Below are 18,782 nucleotides of genomic sequence, written 5' to 3'. Positions count from 1 at the left end.
GAAATCGTGTTCAAATTTGTTTGTTGTTGGTGAAACCTCCTGATCAAAATGAGTTAAATCAGGAGGGGACCTATGACAGCCACCGCAGCCCAGGCAACGGGTGTTGCCAATTCCGAAAAAAGTAAAATTTGGAAAGTGATCGGAGCCTCAAGTGCCGGGACTTTGATTGAGTGGTATGACTTCTATATTTTTGGAAGTTTGGCGACCATTATTTCCTCGCAGTTTTTCCCCAAAGGACATGAAACTGTGGCGCTGCTTAGTACATTGGCCACCTTTGCCACGGGATTTATTGTCCGTCCTTTCGGAGCGTTGGTGTTTGGTCGCGTGGGTGATGTTGTTGGGCGTAAGTATGCCTTTATGGTGACGTTACTGATTATGGGCTTGGCGACGACGGCCATCGGTTTGCTGCCGGGGTATGAAAGTATTGGAATCATGGCGCCGATTCTGTTGCTGTTGCTAAGGCTTTTGCAGGGGCTGGCTCTTGGGGGCGAGTACGGTGGGGCTGCGACCTATGTGGCCGAGCACAGTCCTGATGGCAAACGTGGATATTATACCAGTTATATTCAAACGACGGCGACCCTGGGGTTGTTTGTTTCTTTAGGGGTTATTCTGGCAACCCGGTTGGGTCTGGGAGAAGAGGCATTCAGCAACTGGGGATGGCGAGTTCCATTTCTTCTGTCAGTGGTTTTGGTCTTGGTGTCCTATCTGATTCGCAGAAAGATGGAGGAATCCCCGGTCTTTAAGCAAATGAAAGCGGAAGGTAAGGGGTCAACAAGTCCGTTGCGCGACAGTTTTCTGCATCCGGAAAATCGCCGTCTGGTGATTTTGGCGCTCTTTGGGGCGACGGCGGGACAAGGGGTGGTGTGGTACACCGGGCAGTTCTATGCTCTTTATTATTTGCAGACCGTTTTAAAGGTCGATTTCGTGGTCGCCAATCAGATCATCGCTGTGGCTTTGTTGTTTGCAACACCGTTTTTCGTGGTGTTTGGGGCTTTGTCAGATCGTATCGGCCGCAAAAGAATTATGATGGCTGGCTGTTTGATCGCAGCTCTTTGCTATTATCCAATCTATAAAGCGATGGAAACTTATTCGGGATGGAATCCGGCAGAACCTCTGGCGGCAGCTGTGAATCCAAATGTTGTGATGCTGACGGTGTTGGTTTTTGTTCAGGTTCTTTTTGTGACTATGGTCTACGGGCCGATCGCAGCTTTCCTGGTTGAACTTTTCCCGACCCAAATTCGCTATACGTCCATGTCGTTACCTTATCATATTGGGAACGGAGTTTTTGGGGGATTGGTGCCTTTTATTGGGACGGCAATTGTGGCAGCGACGGGGAATCATTTTGCCGGTTTGATTTATCCCATCGGGGTGGCGTTGATGACTTTTGTGATCGGAAGCCTGTATATTCGCGAAGACCGCAATGTGCGGTGGCACTAGTATCGTAATGAGAACTCAAATGGGGAACGATGTGTTCCCCATTCATATTACAATGAATTATATCCTGCCGAAAGTCTCAGTCTGAAACTAAACATGACCAGGATTTAGCCGATAAGTTCACTATGCACATGTGCAGATGGGGACTTAAGAAACTTTTGTCAGTTTTGGGGGGATTTATTCCTCTGTTCACATTTGTGCTGTTGTTAAGCGCTTGTACCGAGCGCGATCTGCAGATGGCTTTTCTGAACAGCACCACAAAAGGTCACAAAGGTGAATTCGTCATCGGCAACACGGAAAATGGCGGAGAGCTTGCTTCTGAAGGTGGAGATTCCGTTTCTGTCGACATCACCTGTGACAAGGCGATTGATGAAATCGAAGTCGAAAATCCGCAAACAGGACAGTGGCGAAATGTCACTGAACTTGCTTCTGGGACAGAATTCAATTGCGCCTCTGCTGGCGAGGCCAAACTAGAATTGCCTTTGGAGCATATTGCTCCTTATCAAGCCCCTAGTAAACCGGGGGATATTGGTCAGGATTTCAAAATTCGCTGGTACGTCAAGAATCTTGAAGGCGAAACCCATGTCTTCTATCGCACTCTGACAGTGAAATTCAAAGCTCCGGAAGTCAGTATTACCGAGGCGGGAGACATCAACCTCAGTCATTCCGGGGGCGGACAGTATAAGATCTCAGGGACTTGTGGTGTCACCGATGGTGTTGTGACTATTTCCGGTCCTTTCGCAGGGGCTCCAATTCCGGTGAACTGTGATTCTAATAAGGGTTTCTCTGTAATCACTTCTTACTCGGGTCCTGCTTTAGTGGCCGGGACCGATGTGCGCGTAACCCACTCGAAGAGTGGTGCGTATCGCACGTATTCAGAAATCAAAAAAACTGTGAAGGTCGATGTAGTTCCACCGACAGTTGAGCTTCTAGCCCCGGCAGCGGGGACCGTGTTCGTGGCCAGTGACTTTGCCGGTAAGGATACAGTCACAGTCAGTGGAACCTGTTCGGAGCCACAACAGATGGTCAGAATTAAAACCAATGGCCTTGGTATTGTTGAAGTGTTTTGTTCTGCGGATAATAAATTCCAAGGGGAAGTTCTTGTGGCTTCCGAAGGCGATACGGCTTTGCAAGTCGAACACAAAGATGCGGCTGGCAATGTCATTGATTCAAATGAAACGATAATTACGAAAGACACCGTGGGTCCTGGGTCCTTCACGATCTCAGGTATTCGCTCACTTTCCGGAGCCGACACGGTGATCGACAATCAACTGACTGAAGGTGGGCCGATGATTTATTATTCAGCGGCGGCAGATGCTGTTGAGTATGAGATTATTGTGAAGTCCGACGACGGTGTGACCACGGCCTGTCCGCTACGAAAAGAATCCGCTTCAGGGGCTACAAACTTTTCATCGTGCGTATTGGCGCAGAATACCTCCTATCGGATTTATGCTCAGGCCAAGGACGCTCATGGCAATATGACATCAGCAAGTAACACAGGTTTCAAATTCACGACGGCCTTCCCTGTGCCGAAGATCATCAAAGTCTATGCGCAAACACCTAACGGCGCCTATGGCCTGGGTAATACGATAACAATCTGGGTTGAGTTTGATCGCGAAATCACCAAGACGGGAACGCCTTCCTTGGCGTTGAATGTGGGGCGATCCGTCAATCAGACCTCGGTCAGTGGGTCGAACAAGGCTCTTGGTTTTTCATTGAGTGTGCAAAACGGAGACTATGTAGCGATTCTGGCTATGACAGGGTCAACTCTTGGAAACTGTACGGGTTGTATCGTGGACAAGTATAATTCGGTTGTCGTTGCTGACCTGACTTTGCCGGCGGAAACCGGTTCCAATCCCAGTGCCTTGAAAGCCTCCAATGTTAAAGTCGATGCTTTGCCGCCCAATCCGCCACACAGTCTGACGACCACGGCGACGACTTATTTAAACCGGACTGCCGCGATCAACTTTACTGTGCCAGCAGACCCAGATCTTTTGACGATTGAAGCTCGCATCGTGAATACGGCAAATAGCGCAGAAGTGATGCCGTGGGGACTGATCAATCAGGGGTTCTTCTTTAATGCGACCATGAACTCCGGCGGGACATACAAATATCAGCTTCGGGCGCGCGATCCCCTGAATAACGTAAGCACAGTGGCGGAAACAACGTTTACAGCATTTTCCTGTCCAAGTGAGTTTGTCTATATTCATAACCCGGAATTCACTGATGTTACACCGTTCTGTGTGGGGCAGTTTGAAGCCAAGATGGTCAGTGGGGTTCCTCGCTTTATTGCTGCCAACATTCCTTCGCCAATGAGCATGATGAGTGCAACCGGTGCCTGTACCGGGAAAGGGGCTGGCTACGATCTGATCTCCAATAAAGAATGGAATGTGATCGCGGATCTTATTGCTCGCCAGGGCGCGAACTGGACAACGGGCACTATGGGGTCTGGCCTTTTACATCGTGGAGACAGTCAATCCTCGTCGCCGACGGCGGCCAATGTGGGTGATTCATGTGCTCCGAACACAGGGACTCTGTGTACCAGCAATGCTCTTCGTCGGATGCACTATCTTCCTTACGATCAGGCGATTTGGGATTTTGCAGGTAACGCCGCTGAGGTCATTAAGGATTCGGATTCGGTGACCTATGCCGATGCAAACTGGCTGTATGCGGCCACTCAGACGGCTTATCAGTTGGATACCAAGTATGGAACGACGCTGACTTGTACAGGCATCAGCAGCCCTGATTATTGTGGTTTTGGTAAGATCGACTTTGCAACTGTAGGGGTGAATACGATCTGGCGTGGGGGCGCAGCCTATGACGGAAACTCTGCCGGTATTTTTGCTGCCAAGCGAGCGACAGATGTAACTGCGACTCTGACCAACGGCGGCTTCCGCTGCGTTTATCACCCTTAAGATTTTAGAAATCTTTTGCTGAGGATGTGGAATCTCCACGTCAGCAGTATTGAAGCAAAGATCAATCCCATCAATAGGCCAATCCAAATTCCCACGGGCCCCACACCTAGATGGAAGGCTAGCATATAGCCTGCAGGCAGACCCATCACCCAATAGGCGAAGAAGGCAATGATGCTGGGCCACTGGGTATCGCTCATACCGCGAAGTGCGCCGATGGCCACAGCCTGAACACCATCAAAGATTTGAAAGATGGCTACAATAATAAAGAATTTTGCCGCCCAGGCGATGACGTCTACATCCTTCACATAGAAAGTCGGGAACCATTCACGCAGGAAGAAAAAGCCCAAGGCGCAAAGCCCCATGTAAGCCGCGCCCAGCTTGATAGCGGTGAAGCCGGCAAAACGTGCGGATGGATAGTCGCCGCGACCCAGTTCGTAGCCCACGCGAATAGTGCCAGCGATGCCGATCCCCAAAGTGATCAGGAAGCTGGTACTGGCCAGACTGATGGTGATTTGGTGGGCTGCCAAAGGGGTTGCGCCAAACCATCCCATCATCACGGCTGCGGAAGAAAATGCGCCGACCTCAAAGATGTAAGTCATGCCGTTAGGGATACCCAGACGGATGATGCTTTTTAAAAGATGATGGTCGAAGCGGTGAGTCCAGCGTTCTGCAAGATACTTTTTAAAGTGAGGATGAACATGAACGTAAACCACCATGATAAGAGCCATCAGTGTGCGAGCAAACAATGTTGCATAGGCCGCACCATTCAGACCCAATTTAGGGAATCCGTAGTAGCCATTGATCAGGACATAATTTCCGGCAATATTGAAGACGACGCCGAAGATCATCACAGACATGGCTACTTTGGTTTTGCCAATGCCGTCCGTGAACTGTTTGTAGGATTGATAGAGCAAGCTTGGGAAGACCGACCAGATTGTGATTTCAAAAAAAGCGGCCCCCATTTTCAGAACTTCGGGGGTTTGTCCGAAGATCTTCAAGTTCGGCAAAAGGGCATACAAGCTGGCAATCATCACCGCACTCAGTCCTGCAGCCACGGCCACGCTGTGGCGAAGCAGTACGCCACCATAAGGATAGTTTTCCTGCCCCTGCATACGCGCAAAAAGGGCCGTGATCGGAGCCAGCATTCCCAACCCAAAAAGCAGGAAGACAATAAAGACACTGCCAGCAAAGGCGGAAGCCCCCAAAGCGACAGAGCCCAGGGCGCCCACCATAATGGTGTCTGCCAAAGTGATCAGGTTTTGGCCGACTTGACCGACGACGATAGGACCTGAAAGTTTGGCAAGAAGCTTACTTTCGTGAACAAATTTAGACTGAGACAACTTCTGAAATCTCCGGGAAAAGTTCTCTCATGCGAGTTTCGATACCCTCTTTCAGGGTGATCGTGGAACTTGGACAGCCGGAGCAAGCGCCTTTCATGTGAATATAAAGAACGCTGTTTTCATACTTGTGGAAAACGATATCGCCGCCATCCAATGCCACTACCGGGCGGATTTCGCGATTCAGAACGGATTTGATGTTGCGAACCATCGGGCTGTCGTTTTCATCGTTCTCTTCGGTTTGGATGAAAGAAACGACAATAGGCTCATCGCGATCCAGGTGTTCTTGAATCAGGCCACTTAAAGGGTGTGCCAAAAGCTCCCAGTCCACCCAGTCCTGCTTGGTGACGGTGATAAAGTCAGGGCCGACGTAAACAGAGCTGGTCCACGGGAAGCCAAAGATCTTAGCAGCCAATGGGGAGCGGTCGGCCTCTTGAACGGTTGGGCAGTCGAAGCCCTCGTCCGTTACCTTGCGGTGAAGCAGGAACTTCATCGTTGCTGGATTTGGGGTGGATTCAAAACTAACCTGGCTTTTTGCGTTTGCACTCATACAGACCTCTTTAGGGACAAGGAACATTATACCACAGGGTGTTTTCTGCCAAGCGTGTTAATCCACGAGACGCGCTTGATTATATCCAGAAAACTCAATAAATTTACCCCGCTAATGCGAGTCCAGTAGACAAGAGGCTCGTGAATTTGAGTTTTCTTCATAGGTTATAGGAGATCTAGATGACGCCAAGAGTTAGAGAGATTTTGAACTGGTACGGAGCTGACAACCCAGGAGTTTTGACGAACCTGGCGCGCATGATGAATCACGGTAAGCTGAAGGGGACTGGAAAGCTCGTTATTTTGCCAGTGGATCAGGGGTTTGAACATGGCCCGGCTCGCTCTTTCGCGAAAAATCCAGATGGTTACGACCCGGCGTACCACGTAGAACTTGCGATTGAATCTGGTTGCAATGCTTACGCGGCTCCACTGGGTGCGATTGAAGCCATTGCTCGTGACTATGCGGGTGAAATTCCTTTGATTCTTAAAATCAACAATTCTGATTCTCTTTACTCCAATAAAGCACCTATCTCTGCTTTGACGTCTTACGTGGACGATGCTTTGAGACTGGGTTGCGTGGGTATTGGTTTCACAATCTATCCAGGTTCTGCAGACCGCAAACAACAGTACGAAGAAATCGCTCAAGCAGCGCGCGCGGCGAAAGAAGCGGGTCTGGTTGTGGTGATCTGGTCTTACCCTCGTGGTGAGCAGATCTCCAAAGAAGGTGAAACGGCGATTGACGTGGTTGCATACGCAGCTCACATCGCGGCTCAATTGGGCGCGCACATCATCAAAGTAAAACCGTCCACTGCTCACATTGAACAAGCGGCTGCTGCGAAAGTTTACCAAGAACAAGGTATCAAAGTGACTTCCCAGGTGGATCGCACTCGTCACATTGTTCAATCTTGCTTTGCAGGAAAACGCATCGTGATCTTCTCTGGTGGTGAAGCGAAAAGCACAGAGGACCTTTTGAAAGAAGTTGGCGAGCTGGCACAAGGTGGCGCTTTTGGTTCCATCATGGGCCGTAATGCTTTCCAACGTCCTAAGAAAGAAGCGTTGGAGCTATTGCACAACGTAATGGAAGCTTTCGCAGGTAAAAAACTATGAGTATTAATGAAAATCCGCTAAGAGCGGAGAAACGCAAAAAACTTCATGCCCTTCGCGAGAAAGGTATCAACCCGTATCCCTACGTCTTTGAAAACAAGGTGAAGATTTCTGAAGTCGTCGCAGAGCACGCGGCGACCTTGCAGGCGGGTGAAAAGAAGCCGGAATTTTCTTACCGTATTGCGGGTCGTTTGATGACTTTGCGTATGATGGGTAAGGCGTCCTTCTTCAATATCCAGGATCAGACCGGCACGGTGCAAGTGTACGTGAAAGTGGAAGAGCTTTCTGAACAAGACCGCGCGGCGTTCGAACTGGTGGACTTGGGCGATATCGTCGGGGTTGACGGGTATGTCTTCAAATCTCAAAAAGGTGAGTTCTCCATCTACGTGAAGAGCTTCCAGATCCTGACGAAAACCATCGAGCCATTGCCGGAAAAATTCCACGGGGTTCAGGATATCGAGATCAAGTATCGTCACAGACACTTGGATTTGATGACAGATGCGGATTCTCGCAAAGTGTTTGAAACTCGCTCCAAGATCATTAAAGAAGTTCGTCGCTTCCTGGATGATCGCGGTTTTATGGAAGTTGAAACACCGACGTTGCAGCCAGTTTATGGTGGTGCAGCGGCGACGCCGTTTACAACTCACCACAAAGCTTTGGATATGAAGCTTTACATGAGAATTTCCCCGGAGCTTTACTTGAAGCGCCTGATCGTGGGTGGTTTTGAAAAAGTTTACGAGATCAGCAAAAACTTCCGTAACGAAGGTATCGACCGCACTCACAATCCTGAGTTCGCTTTGCTTGAGTTCTACGAAGCTTATACGGATTACAACTATCAGATGAAACAGTTCGAAGAATTGATTTCTTCTTTGGCTTTGAAAATCACTGGCAGCATGAAAGTGTCTTATCAAGGTAAAGAAATCGACTTCACTCCGCCATGGAGACGTCTGACAGTTCATGACGGCGTGAAAGAATACGCAGGGATTGATCCGGATAAGGCTTCTGATGATGAAATCTTCCAGGCTATTCGCAAGAATGGCGGGGATATTGATGAACCCGGCAAGCGCGGCGAAATGATCATGGAGTTGTTCGAACTGACAGCTGAACAGCATTTGTGGCAGCCGACGTTCGTGATGGATCATCCCGTGGAGATTTCTCCATTGACGAAGATTCACCGTCGCGACAACCGTCTGGTAGAGCGTTTTGAGCCGTTTGCGGCTTGTATGGAAATCGGCAATGCTTACTCCGAGCTGAATGATCCAGAAGATCAGTTGGCGCGCTTGAAAGAGCAGGAAGCCAATCGTGCCAAAGACGAAGAAGCTCATCCAATGGATGAAGACTTCTTGTTGGCGATCGACGCTGGTATGCCGCCAACAGGTGGTGTGGGTATCGGTATGGAGCGTATCGTGATGCTTCTGACCGACCGTCCAAGCATTCGCGATATCATCTTCTTCCCGACGATGAGAATCACAAAATAGTCGGCCGATGAAAACGGCTCATCTGCTGCGTTGTCGGACTCCCTCCTTCTCTTCGGCGTACTTTGAGTACGCCTGCGTTTCGGATGGAATCCTCCGCCTTGCACCTGAACCATTTTGATCGACCTTGGTTTTGTCTTTAGGGGAGCGTGAAGCTCCCTTTGTGCTTTAAGAGGGTGTGTATGAAAAAGTTCCTTTTCCTTTTGACGATTGTGGGTCTGACGGCCTGTCAGGTGAAGCCGACGAAGGTGATCGTTGAAGAACCTTTGATGGGTGAAAACGTCACGGCTGAACGCTTGATGACGCAAAATCCAGTGATTCTGGATGCAAGATCAGCGTTTGAATTCAATTTGGCGCACGTGCCGGGTTCTGTCAATGTTCGCTGGGAGGACTTCTCTCAACAGAATCCGCGCGCTCGTGGGTTGTTGCAGCCGGACCTGTTTGCTTTGGCAAGGCGTTTGTCTTTGGTGGGTGTAGATCCTGAAACGCCGATTGTGGTGTTAGGCAAAGGTGCTCAAGGGACAGGTGAAGAAGGGCGCATCGCCTGGACTCTGAAAGTTCTGGGTGTAAAAAACGTCTATACGCTTTTGCATACGTCCTATCGCGAGATGAATACCAATCCCAATCGTGAAGTGCCTGCAGTGAAGAATAAGCCTTACTGGAAGCCGGAAGTGGCTGAAGGACTTACGGTGGATCTTAAGACCTTCAAGTTCGACATTTCTCAGGATTTGAAGCCGGTGGTAGTTTTGGATGTGCGCTCCAGCCAGGAATTTGCACTTCGCAACCTTTCCATGGAAAAATCTGTAAAAGCACCTGTGATCAATATCGAATGGCGCGAGTTCTTTGGCGCTAAAGGTCTGCCAGAGAAGAAAATCGAACGTCTTCTTTATGAGAAGAATATTGCCAAAGACAGCCGTATCTTGGTTCTTAGCAATCACGGTGTACGTTCCGGGGCTGTGGTGTATGCTTTGAATTATCTGGGATACAAGAAGGCCACCAACTATGCCGGAGGCTACGAGCAATGGAAGTAAACCCGCAGGAGCTGATTGCCATTCTTCAGGACAAGATTGCCTTGTATGAGCATCTTGGCATCACTGTCGCGGAAATCAGTGCTTCGCGTGTTCGCTTTAAGGTGTCCTTAGAGAAAAACCGCAATCACAAGGGGACGGCCTTTGGGGGCAGTCTTTATGCTAGCGGGGTCCTGGCCGCCTATGCTTTGGCGTTGGCGGGGCTCAAGGCTCATCAAATTCCCACGGAAAACATCGTGATTGCCAAGGGCGAGATCCAGTATCTGCGCCCCGTGGATACGGATTTTGAAGTGGTCAGTGAATTCAGATCAGCTCAAGAACAAGAAGACTTTTATAAGACTTTAAATGCCACGGGCCGTGTCCGTGGCATGATCCGCACTCAGATACTGGGTGAAGGTGGTTCCTTGAAAGCTTCTTTGCTGGGTGATTTTGTCGTTAAATTGTGAGCCAGAATATCTAGAATCTCGGCCTTCTTGACAGGTTTCACTGCATACGAATCACAGCCACTGGTCAGAGCTCTTTGCAGGTCCTCAACAACCGCTGTGGCAGTCAGGGCAATGATGGGTGTGTGTGGCAGTTTTTTCTCTGCCTCATAGTGGCGGATCATTTCCGTGGCTTTATAGCCCGTCATAATCGGCATTTGCATGTCCATAAAGACCAGATCGTATTTTTTCTCTTTAAATTTATCCACGGCCTCTTGTCCGTTCACGGCTTCATCGCAGTCAAAGGGCAGACTTTTTAGATAGTGAATCATCAGGACCCGATTGTCTTCGGAATCATCCACCAGCAGGATGCGAAAGCGTTGTCCGGTTTTAATCTGCGTCCATACCTGTGAAGGTTTGTTCTGTTTTTCGATATTGCTGGAAAAGTCCGGACGATGGGGCAGAGTGATGCGGAAGGTGGTCCCGCGTCCGGCAAGACTTTTCATCTCCATGCTGCCACCCATGATCTCGACCAGATTTTTTGAAATGACCAGTCCTAGGCCGGTGCCGCCGTACTTGCGTGTGATCGTGGGATCGCCTTGAAAAAATGGTGAAAAAAGTTTGGACTGTTTGTCACGAGGGATGCCAATGCCGGTGTCTTGAACTTCGATAAGAAGCTTTTCCGTGCTGTCTTTGGTCAGATCGACCTTGACCGTGACGGAGCCTTCATTGGTGAACTTCAAAGCGTTGCCGATCAGGTTAAACAGCACTTGTCGCAAGCGTGTGGGATCGCCCCATTGCAGGGGCGGGACTTCTTTGGAAAGGAACAGCTCAAAATGCAGACCTTTTTCTTCGGCCTTGATTTGCAGGATTTCAAAGACGCTGCGAACGGTGCTGTGAATGTTGTAACTGACATCCTCGACGGTCAGGGCTTTGGCTTCGATTTTTGAAAAATCCAAAAGGTCGTTGATCAGGGCTTTCAGGTTTTCCCCGGCGTGACTGAATAAAGTCAAATAGCGTTCCTGATCTTTGGAAAGCTGGGTTTCACGCAAAAGCTCCAGCATCCCCAGAACCGAATTTAGCGGGGTGCGGATTTCGTGACTCATTCGCGCCAGAAATTCAGATTTCGCTCTGCTGGCTTCTTCGGCTTGTTCTTTGGCGGCTTTCAGTTGTCCTTCGGTTTCGCTGAGTTCATGAATTTTTCCGGTCAAGGTTGTGACTGCCGATCCCGTGATCAATGAGCAAAAACACAATGTCAGCAGGGTTGCGGGGTTCTGTATTTCTGTCAGCGTTGATGACCAGGGCAGATTAAGAACCTTGGGCAGAATCACCGTCAGGAAAACTACGAAGGTGTTTACTGACAACGCTGCGTAAAGCCCATACCAAGCTGCTGATGCCAGCATCACGATGCCATAGATATACCAAATCTTGGGCAAGTCTGTGGCGACGGCCAGGATGAACATCGAACTAAGGATGATGGCAAAGGTCACTTTTTCTCTTTTTACCAGGCGATCCCAATGTAGGGGCGGCAGAGATTTAAAAGGAAACAACGACAGATGCCTATGACTAAGCCACGGGGAAACCAGAATCAGTGCCGGAATACTGATGAAGACAGCGCCTAAAAGGTCTCCGACAGAAGTGGTCAGTGCATTCCAGAAGAACAAAGATCTGTCCTGGAAGCCGCTTAGTGTGAAAATGCCCTGAATGGCAATCGAGCAGATGATCGACGGAATGAAAAGACCATAGACAAAGTAAAGACTGATATTTTTAGGGCTGGGCTTCCAGCCCCGAGAATCTTTAAAGCGCTCGCGCACCAGAATCCACGAAAAAAGGACTTCCAGTGTTTCGGGTAGTGCGTATATGGGATAAAGGGCCTTATTGGGAAGATTAAACAAAGTCACCGCAATCAGTGCGTTGACAAAGACAGCGGCAAGGACCCGGGGGCCCCACCAAAGCGCCATGACCACACCTAGATTAACTGGAAAATAGATCCAATAGACTCCATTCGTGGATTTGAAGGAGAGGCTCAAAAGAGTGCCTGCAAGTAAAATGAAAAACGGGACGAACCACGTCCACCCGGGCAAATGCTTCTCTTTCATGGTTCTATTTTAGAGGTATTTCTAAGGAGGAGGCTAAAACGGAGCGCAGAAAATGTTAAAGGTCAATGCGGTCAACTTTAAAGAAAGTTTCGCCGAAGCAAGTGCCCGTTGCGCAGGTGTTAAAGTTAATGCAGCCGCCTTCACGCTGAACGCGGTAGATATCGTCTTCTAGAATATCGTCCATTCCAGTAGATAGGATTCCGACAATCTCGCCTTGAGCATTTAATAACGGGGACCCCGAGCTGCCCTTGAATGTGTCCACTTCCACCTTGAAATTCGTGCGAGCTTTGTCATTTGAAAGTACGACGGCCATGTCTTTCTTTAGCGGAAGACCCAAGGGATAAGACAGGCTTAGCAGCTTTGTTCCCGGAACCAAAGCGTCTGTGTTTTTCGCCACAATCAAAGGCGTGACACCCGTGACGGGGCGATCCAGTTCGATGATGCTATAGTCGATACCTTTAAGGGTTTGCTCCATTTTCAGGATACTTTTGCATTTGTAGATTTCAGATTCAGAAACCTCAAGTGTGGCAGCCTTGTCCTTGTTCCATCCAAAGATCAAGCGTGCTTCGTCACAGCTATTTTTAGAATCCATGCAATGAGCAGCCGTCAGGACTTTATTCGGAGCAATCAAGCTGGCTGTACAGTGACCCAGCAGGGGCTGCTCTAAAAATCGCTCGTTTGGACAAAGCGGATAGCCTTCAGAAAGGCGATAGGTTTTAAGTGTGTATCGAGACGGGGAAAGGTTTTTCAGCTTGTCGGGACTGAACATGACAGCGATGGCTTTGGCAACCGTGGCTTCGGAAGGATTTTGCGTTGAGATTTCCTGACGACTGTCGCCTTTATAAATCACAGCAGCAGACTTGGTACTATCGACCATTGAAGGGGCGGTCTTTGGAGTACACCCCCACAAGCTGAAAGAAAGCAGTAAAGAGACCTTGATAGTCCTCTTCATATTATTTCTTTTCCGGGCTTAAACCCGCCACCTGTCCATTGATGGCAATAAAACCATCTTCGTGGGGACCTTTTTTCGGATTCAGATGCAGCCAGTGAATAACGGCTCCAACGGGGGAATATGTATCTTTAATAAAATCTCCGCAGGCAATGACTTCATCACCGTAACGGAAGTCAGGCAGGGTGCCGAATTTGGTGTTGTAGATGATCTCCACTCGGTCGTCGGTGGTGTTCATGTCTTTGTCCAGATCCACTTCGATGTGAATGTGCTTTTGACGATCTTCAATCAGGCGCACTGCAATCCCGCGCACAAAGGCTCGGGCCAGAAATTTGTTTTCGGTGAACTCTTTCCAGGCAAGGACTTGGCTTTCATTGAAGTCGATACGGTCCTTGCGATCAAAGCAGGCGGGTAGCCCCTTGGCAAAGGCGCTGGAGGTTGCAAAGGCTATCAACAAAATTAAAGCAGAAAAGGCAGTTTTCATAAGGCGCCAATTTAACAAAAAAGCAGATAATCCGGGGAATTCAGTCAGCGAAAGGCAAAACTTTCCAAGGGTGTCCATTATCTGACAGGCGCTCGCTTTATCATCTTGTTTTCCCTTGGATTTCTGTTCTTTTTCATTCTTCCAGATCGACCGGTGAATCCTTGTCAGTGGGGGTATTTAGCCACTAAAGAAAACCTATTATCGAGGAGTTTTACGAATGAAAACAACAATGGCTTTTAAGAGCCTTACTCTTGTATTTGCTTTAAGTCTGTCCGGGATGGCCTGGGCTCAAGAGGCCGCGAGTGAAGAACCCGCTTCATCTGAGCTGGATGCCGTGGTTATTAAAGACGATCAGGAGCTTAAAACCCGCACCACCTTGCGCGCGGAAAGAATTGAACAAACGCAAGCCGAAGATATCAAGGAATCCTTGAAGGGGGTTTCAGAAGTGATGGTGGGTGGTGGGCAGAAAAACGCCCAAAAAGTTTATGTTCGCGGTATCGAGGATACTCAATTGAACATCACTGTCGATGGCGCCCGCCAAAGTGGTTACCTATTCCATCACCAAGGCCGCTTAAGTGTTGATACAGAATTGCTCAAAAAAATTGATGTGGATGCCGGAACAGGCAATGCGCTTTCCGGACCGGGAGCTTTGGGCGGGGCAGTCCGCTTTGAAACCAAAGACGCCGAAGATCTTTTGCTGCCGGGGCAGCGTTACGGGGCTTTAGTGAAGGCTCGCTATGCAACGAATGCTGATGAAAAAGGGGCGAGCCTTGGTTTTTTTGGCAAGCCCTTGGATAAAGTCAGCTTCCTTCTTTATGGGAATTTCGCTGAATCCGGTAACTATCACGCAGGTGAAGGTGATGGCGTTGCTTACACTGCTGGTAAACCAAAAAGTGGTCTGGGTAAAATTGTATTTACTCCCAGCAACGAGCAAAAGCTGACCTTGTCGGCCAACGTTCGTGAAGACAATGCTCGTCGTTCCCTGCGCAATCATTTTGGTGATTTGCCATTCAACCCGCCGAACGATCAGGAGTTCGGTAATCAGACCTATACTTTGCAACACACTTACAATCCGGCGACCCCTTGGGTGAATTTGCGATCTGAAGTCTATACGACATCAACCAAGATGAGTCAGGAAACAACCACGGCCAAATCTGAAGCGGAAGCTCAAAGCTTCGGCGGACAGATTTCCAATAAAATGGATCTGGGTTCTTTGAACTCGGTCACGGTGGGAACGGACTATAACGTGGACCGTTCCGAGGGGCATCGTGCAACCGGCACTGAATCTGAAACCGGTCGCATCTTTGGTTTGTTCACTCAAGGGGTTTACCGTCCAGCACCTGCGTGGACTCTGACGGCGGGTCTTCGTTACGACAACTATGATCTGGAAGATGTTGCCAGTGAAATGCTTAATTCTCACCATCTCAGTCCGAACGCGCGCGTGGGTTATCAGTTTAATCCGGTGTGGTCGGCCTATGCGTCCTGGTCTCAAGCCTTTAAGGGGGCGACTCCGATGGAAGCTTTTGTGATGAGCAGTGTGAAAGGTGTGGCTCCGGTTGGCAATCTGAAAGGCACAACCGCTGACACGTCTGAACTGGGGGTGACAGCTCAGGTGCTGGGGCTGACGGTCAATACTGCTATCTATCAAACTGTTCTGCGCGATGTGATCCAAGTCAGCACCAATCGCACGACGGGGATTATGACTCGCTCGAACGCTGCAGAGGATTTGAAATTCCAAGGGGTCAATCTGAATGCGAACTACGAAGCTGGTGATTATGTGATCCGTGGGGGGTATTCCCATAACAAATCCGAATTCGGCAGTGAACCATTGGGCTATGCTGTTTCCACCAAAGGCAGTGCATTCGGGGATCGTTTCGTGTTTGGAGTCGACTACAAGCTTAGCCAGTACAATGTTCTTTTGACCTGGGACAGCCTTGTGACAATGAAGTTGACCGATGTGCCATCGGGAGCTGTTGAACAACCGGGTTACGATGTTCACGACATCGCCGTAAGCTGGATGCCGAATGAAAGAACTCGTGTGGGGATTTCTGTGCTGAACATCTTTGACAAAAAGTATGTGGCGCAGGGAACGCCTTACCAAGTTCAAGGAGCGGTGAATCCGATCTTTGAACCGGGTCGCGATGTGCGCTTGACGGCGAGTTATTTGTTCTAGGGGATTCCATTTCCTATTGGCTTGACTGCCAACAGAGTCCGACGAACGGCAGAAGTTTACGATTCTGCCGTTTCTGTTTTTTAGACAAGCATCTGCCCAAGGTGTGATGTTTGCCGCGATGATAGTGCGATGAGCACGTCACGGCGCGAGTTCTTGGGAAATGCCACCAAATCCATGCTGATATACACAAGTTTCCCGGCGGGGCTTGCTGTGGCTGGTAATGAGTACCAGTCCGATCTTTATTCCGGGGTCATACCCCTTTGTCAGAATATGACCAACGAAATTTCAGCTCAGTTCACCGTGCTGACAGAAGGCAAGAATCCCTATGCTTATCGGGTGAAGGATGTCCAAGGTAAGGATTTGCCGGTCAGAAAATGGGACGAAGAACATCGCAAGGATTCCTGGTACGGCATTGATAAGTTGATTGTGGAAAAACTGCAGGCGGATCGGCTTTATCATTTGCAGGTGATCGACAAGGACAGTGGCACTGTATTGGACGAAAGGATTTTTAAAAGTCTGCCACTGAATCGAAAAAAGAACCTGCGTTTTGCGATCATCAGTTGTTCCTGCGACTTCTATCACCATCAGAACAGCAATATGTGGGATCATTTGTTCGCCGAGCTGCCCGAGATGGTCTTTGTCCTGGGGGATTCTTGTTATGTGGACTTAGGCAGTGACGGCAGCGAAAGGGACCTTTGGCGTAGGCACTGCGAAACCCGCATGACCTTGGCGCACTTCAGACAACCTCGCCTGATCCCGACCTTAGCCACTTGGGATGATCACGATTACGGCGAAAACAATCAGAATAAATATTATTCTTTAAAGACGCAATCCCAACGGATATTCGAATGCTTTTTCGGTTCCATGCCCGTGGCCGGATATCAAAAGGGGCATGGGGTTGGATCTGTGCTGACCGGATTTGGGCAGCGGTTCTTTTTGATGGACGACCGCTTTTTCCGTGATGATCCCCATAGTGGCGGGATGATGTGGGGAAGCGCCCAACAAGAATGGTTGTTGGCAAGCTTAAAGGAAAATAGCAAACCATCATGGTTGATGAACGGCAGTCAGTATTTTTCGTCCTATGTGGGAAATGAATCCTTTCAAAAAGAATACATGAGAAATCTGGCGGATCTTACAGGTAAATTGCGCAAGACCGAGGCCCCTGTGGTGTTTGCGTCTGGCGATGTGCACTTTAGTGAAGTTCTGCGAATCGAGCCCGAGCTTCTGGGGTATCGGACGTATGAATTCACCTCCAGCGCCATGCACAGCCTGAATTATCCGACCAGTTGGTACATGCGCAATCCTCGGCGAGAAGTGCATACGTGGAAACATAATTTTATGATCATGAAGTCTGAAGTTTTAAACGGCGGATTGAAAACAGACAGCTACTGTCTGGGGCGCCGAGGGCAAAGACTTATCAGTCACAGAGGAACCATTCGACGAACATAGAACCTCTTCTTTTTTTCTGCGTGCGTCGTGATTTGAGATCACGCTTCCCATATTGCTAAAAATAGCTAGACTTACGTATTGAATATCTATCATTCCACGAAGGGAATAGTGCATGGGCAGCGTAGTATCATTCATCAATCAAAAAGGTGGCGTGGCAAAGACCACTACCGCGATCAATGTGGCATCTCAATGGGCTAAGGAAGGCAAGAAAGTTCTTCTGATCGACTTGGACCCGCAATCTTCCGCCACACGTGCGATCTTCGGTGACGAAGATTTCGAAGATACCATTTACGACGTCATTACCGGCGAAGTGGAAGCTCAAAGTGCCGTAGTTCACTCTCCGTCCTTCGGCATTGATGTGATTCCTTCAGAAATTATGCTGAGCGGTATCGAAATCATTCTTTCCTCTAAGTTTGGCCGCGAAAGCATCCTGAAAAGAGCTCTTGCGGAAATCAAAGAAGAATACGACATCGTTGTGATCGACTGTTCTCCGTCTTTGGGACTTTTGACGGTGAATGCATTGATTGCCTCCAAGGATATTGTGATTCCGATCTGTCCAGAGTACTTCTCTTTGAAGGGCATTGATCTGATTCTGGATACTTTGAAAAACATCAAAACCGGCCTGGGGCATCACATCAATGTGCGTGGTATTATTATTTCCAAATACCGCAACCGTCGTATTGTTGAAAAAGTCATCAGCGACCTTCGCACGAACTACACGATCCCGGTCTTTAACAATTACATTCCGGAATCCATCGCGGTCGAAGAAGCGCATCACAAGCATTTGCCAGTGAACGAGTTTTCTCCAAAAAATCCTGCTGGTTTGGCGTTGGCAAATCTGGCTCAGGAAATGTGGGCTTGAAAAAACACAATCCCTTGTTCTTAGACTCAACTCAGCCCGTTGGTGATAAAGTTATCACCAACGTGGAACTGTTGGAGGCAAGTCTGGCAGCCGGGGAAGCTCTTTACATCGAAGTGACAGACAGCTTCGGCTTTGTGCAAAAGCATGCGCTGAAGCTGATCTCAACGAAGAAGTCCGTGCGCTATTGTGCGGAGCTTTGGTTGAGCCAGAATGAAGAGATCAAATACAGATTCATCCTGGTTTCTGCCGGAGCGGAGCTGTGTTCTTCTGTTGAGAAGATGTCGGTCACAGGGGTCGTCATTTCTGAGAAATGGGCTCCTGTCGCGGCGGCAACGGCAACGGCAGCGGCGGCACCAAAAGCTAAAAAAACCGAACCGAAAAAGTCCAAATCCACCGAAATCAAAAAGACCGCTTCTGTAAAATCCCAAGGTTCCTTGGTGGCGGCACAAGATTACCAGCAGATGAAGTTCCTGCTGGGCGAGTTGGAATAGTCCCATAAACGCAA

The 18,782-nt window shown here is 49.0% G+C and carries 15 protein-coding genes; 10 read left to right on the top strand and 5 right to left on the bottom strand.

Annotated elements, in window-relative coordinates:
* The first annotated feature begins 72 nt into the window (after window positions 1-72).
* Together ACES2G_RS10580 and ACES2G_RS10575 are read left to right on the top strand one after the other, a co-directional pair.
* Complete coding sequence (locus ACES2G_RS10580; protein WP_347359413.1) at window positions 73-1,437, top strand: MFS transporter; 1,365 nt, start codon at window positions 73-75, stop codon at window positions 1,435-1,437.
* A 122-nt stretch (window positions 1,438-1,559) separates the two neighbouring features.
* A complete protein-coding gene (locus tag ACES2G_RS10575; protein ID WP_374000128.1) occupies window positions 1,560-4,349 on the top strand; it encodes a hypothetical protein in 2,790 nt (929 codons plus the stop codon).
* Here the strand turns inward: ACES2G_RS10575 and ACES2G_RS10570 are convergent.
* Together ACES2G_RS10570 and ACES2G_RS10565 are read right to left on the bottom strand one after the other, a co-directional pair.
* Entirely contained in the window at window positions 4,346-5,689 is a 1,344-nt protein-coding gene (locus ACES2G_RS10570) for an MATE family efflux transporter (RefSeq protein ID WP_347359415.1), read from the bottom strand. The genes ACES2G_RS10575 and ACES2G_RS10570 overlap by 4 nt on opposite strands.
* Complete coding sequence (locus tag ACES2G_RS10565; RefSeq protein WP_347359416.1) at window positions 5,676-6,236, bottom strand: NifU family protein; 561 nt, start codon at window positions 6,234-6,236, stop codon at window positions 5,676-5,678. Before ACES2G_RS10565 ends, ACES2G_RS10570 begins: the two co-directional genes overlap by 14 nt.
* 179 nt (window positions 6,237-6,415) lie before the next feature.
* On the opposite strand from ACES2G_RS10565, the gene ACES2G_RS10560 reads away from it, so the two are divergent.
* The 4 genes from ACES2G_RS10560 to ACES2G_RS10545 all read left to right on the top strand — a co-directional run bounded on the left by ACES2G_RS10560 (window position 6,416) and on the right by ACES2G_RS10545 (window position 10,285).
* On the top strand, window positions 6,416-7,339 hold the full coding sequence (locus tag ACES2G_RS10560; RefSeq protein ID WP_374000127.1) for a class I fructose-bisphosphate aldolase: 924 nt from the start codon (window positions 6,416-6,418) through the stop codon (window positions 7,337-7,339).
* Window positions 7,336-8,814 (top strand): lysine--tRNA ligase, encoded by a 1,479-nt coding sequence (lysS, locus tag ACES2G_RS10555; RefSeq protein WP_374000126.1) that lies wholly within the window; start codon window positions 7,336-7,338, stop codon window positions 8,812-8,814. The genes ACES2G_RS10560 and lysS overlap by 4 nt, the downstream gene beginning before the upstream one ends.
* Window positions 8,815-8,993: 179 nt before the next feature.
* Window positions 8,994-9,842: a sulfurtransferase gene (locus ACES2G_RS10550; RefSeq protein WP_374000125.1), complete on the top strand. Its 849-nt coding sequence runs from the start codon at window positions 8,994-8,996 to the stop codon at window positions 9,840-9,842.
* Window positions 9,833-10,285 carry a YiiD C-terminal domain-containing protein gene (locus ACES2G_RS10545; protein WP_374000124.1) on the top strand — a complete coding sequence of 151 codons (453 nt, stop codon included), beginning with the start codon at window positions 9,833-9,835 and terminating at the stop codon, window positions 10,283-10,285. Before ACES2G_RS10550 ends, ACES2G_RS10545 begins: the two co-directional genes overlap by 10 nt.
* Here ACES2G_RS10545 and ACES2G_RS10540 read toward each other — a convergent pair.
* From ACES2G_RS10540 to ACES2G_RS10530, 3 genes are read right to left on the bottom strand one after another with little or no spacing between them, the layout of a single operon-like run.
* On the bottom strand, window positions 10,219-12,360 hold the full coding sequence (locus tag ACES2G_RS10540) for an ATP-binding protein (RefSeq protein ID WP_374000123.1): 2,142 nt from the start codon (window positions 12,358-12,360) through the stop codon (window positions 10,219-10,221). The two genes, ACES2G_RS10545 and ACES2G_RS10540, sit on opposite strands and share 67 nt — an antisense overlap.
* Window positions 12,361-12,415: 55 nt before the next feature.
* Entirely contained in the window at window positions 12,416-13,312 is an 897-nt protein-coding gene (locus ACES2G_RS10535; RefSeq protein WP_347357780.1) for a S1 family peptidase, read from the bottom strand.
* A gap of 1 nt (window position 13,313) precedes the next feature.
* Entirely contained in the window at window positions 13,314-13,793 is a 480-nt protein-coding gene (locus ACES2G_RS10530) for a hypothetical protein (protein ID WP_347357781.1), read from the bottom strand.
* A 217-nt stretch (window positions 13,794-14,010) separates the two neighbouring features.
* Here ACES2G_RS10530 and ACES2G_RS10525 point away from each other — a divergent pair, with 217 nt between their 5' ends.
* The 4 genes from ACES2G_RS10525 (at window position 14,011) to ACES2G_RS10510 (ending at window position 18,768) form a co-directional block, all read left to right on the top strand.
* Complete coding sequence (locus tag ACES2G_RS10525) at window positions 14,011-15,966, top strand: TonB-dependent receptor domain-containing protein (protein ID WP_374000122.1); 1,956 nt, start codon at window positions 14,011-14,013, stop codon at window positions 15,964-15,966.
* A 129-nt stretch (window positions 15,967-16,095) separates the two neighbouring features.
* The gene (locus ACES2G_RS10520; protein ID WP_374000121.1) at window positions 16,096-17,415 is read left to right on the top strand and encodes an alkaline phosphatase D family protein; all 1,320 of its coding nucleotides are present in this window, start codon (window positions 16,096-16,098) and stop codon (window positions 17,413-17,415) included.
* A 112-nt stretch (window positions 17,416-17,527) separates the two neighbouring features.
* A complete protein-coding gene (locus ACES2G_RS10515; RefSeq protein WP_374000120.1) occupies window positions 17,528-18,277 on the top strand; it encodes a ParA family protein in 750 nt (249 codons plus the stop codon).
* Entirely contained in the window at window positions 18,268-18,768 is a 501-nt protein-coding gene (locus ACES2G_RS10510) for a hypothetical protein (protein ID WP_374000119.1), read from the top strand. The genes ACES2G_RS10515 and ACES2G_RS10510 overlap by 10 nt, the downstream gene beginning before the upstream one ends.
* Window positions 18,769-18,782: the final 14 nt, after the last annotated feature.

It is taken from the genome of Bdellovibrio bacteriovorus, assembly GCF_041888015.1.
In the GTDB taxonomy this organism is placed as follows: Bacteria; Bdellovibrionota; Bdellovibrionia; order Bdellovibrionales; family Bdellovibrionaceae; genus Bdellovibrio.
The sequence above is the reverse complement of the archived record's forward strand: the minus strand, read 5'-3'. Positions and strand labels throughout refer to the sequence as shown.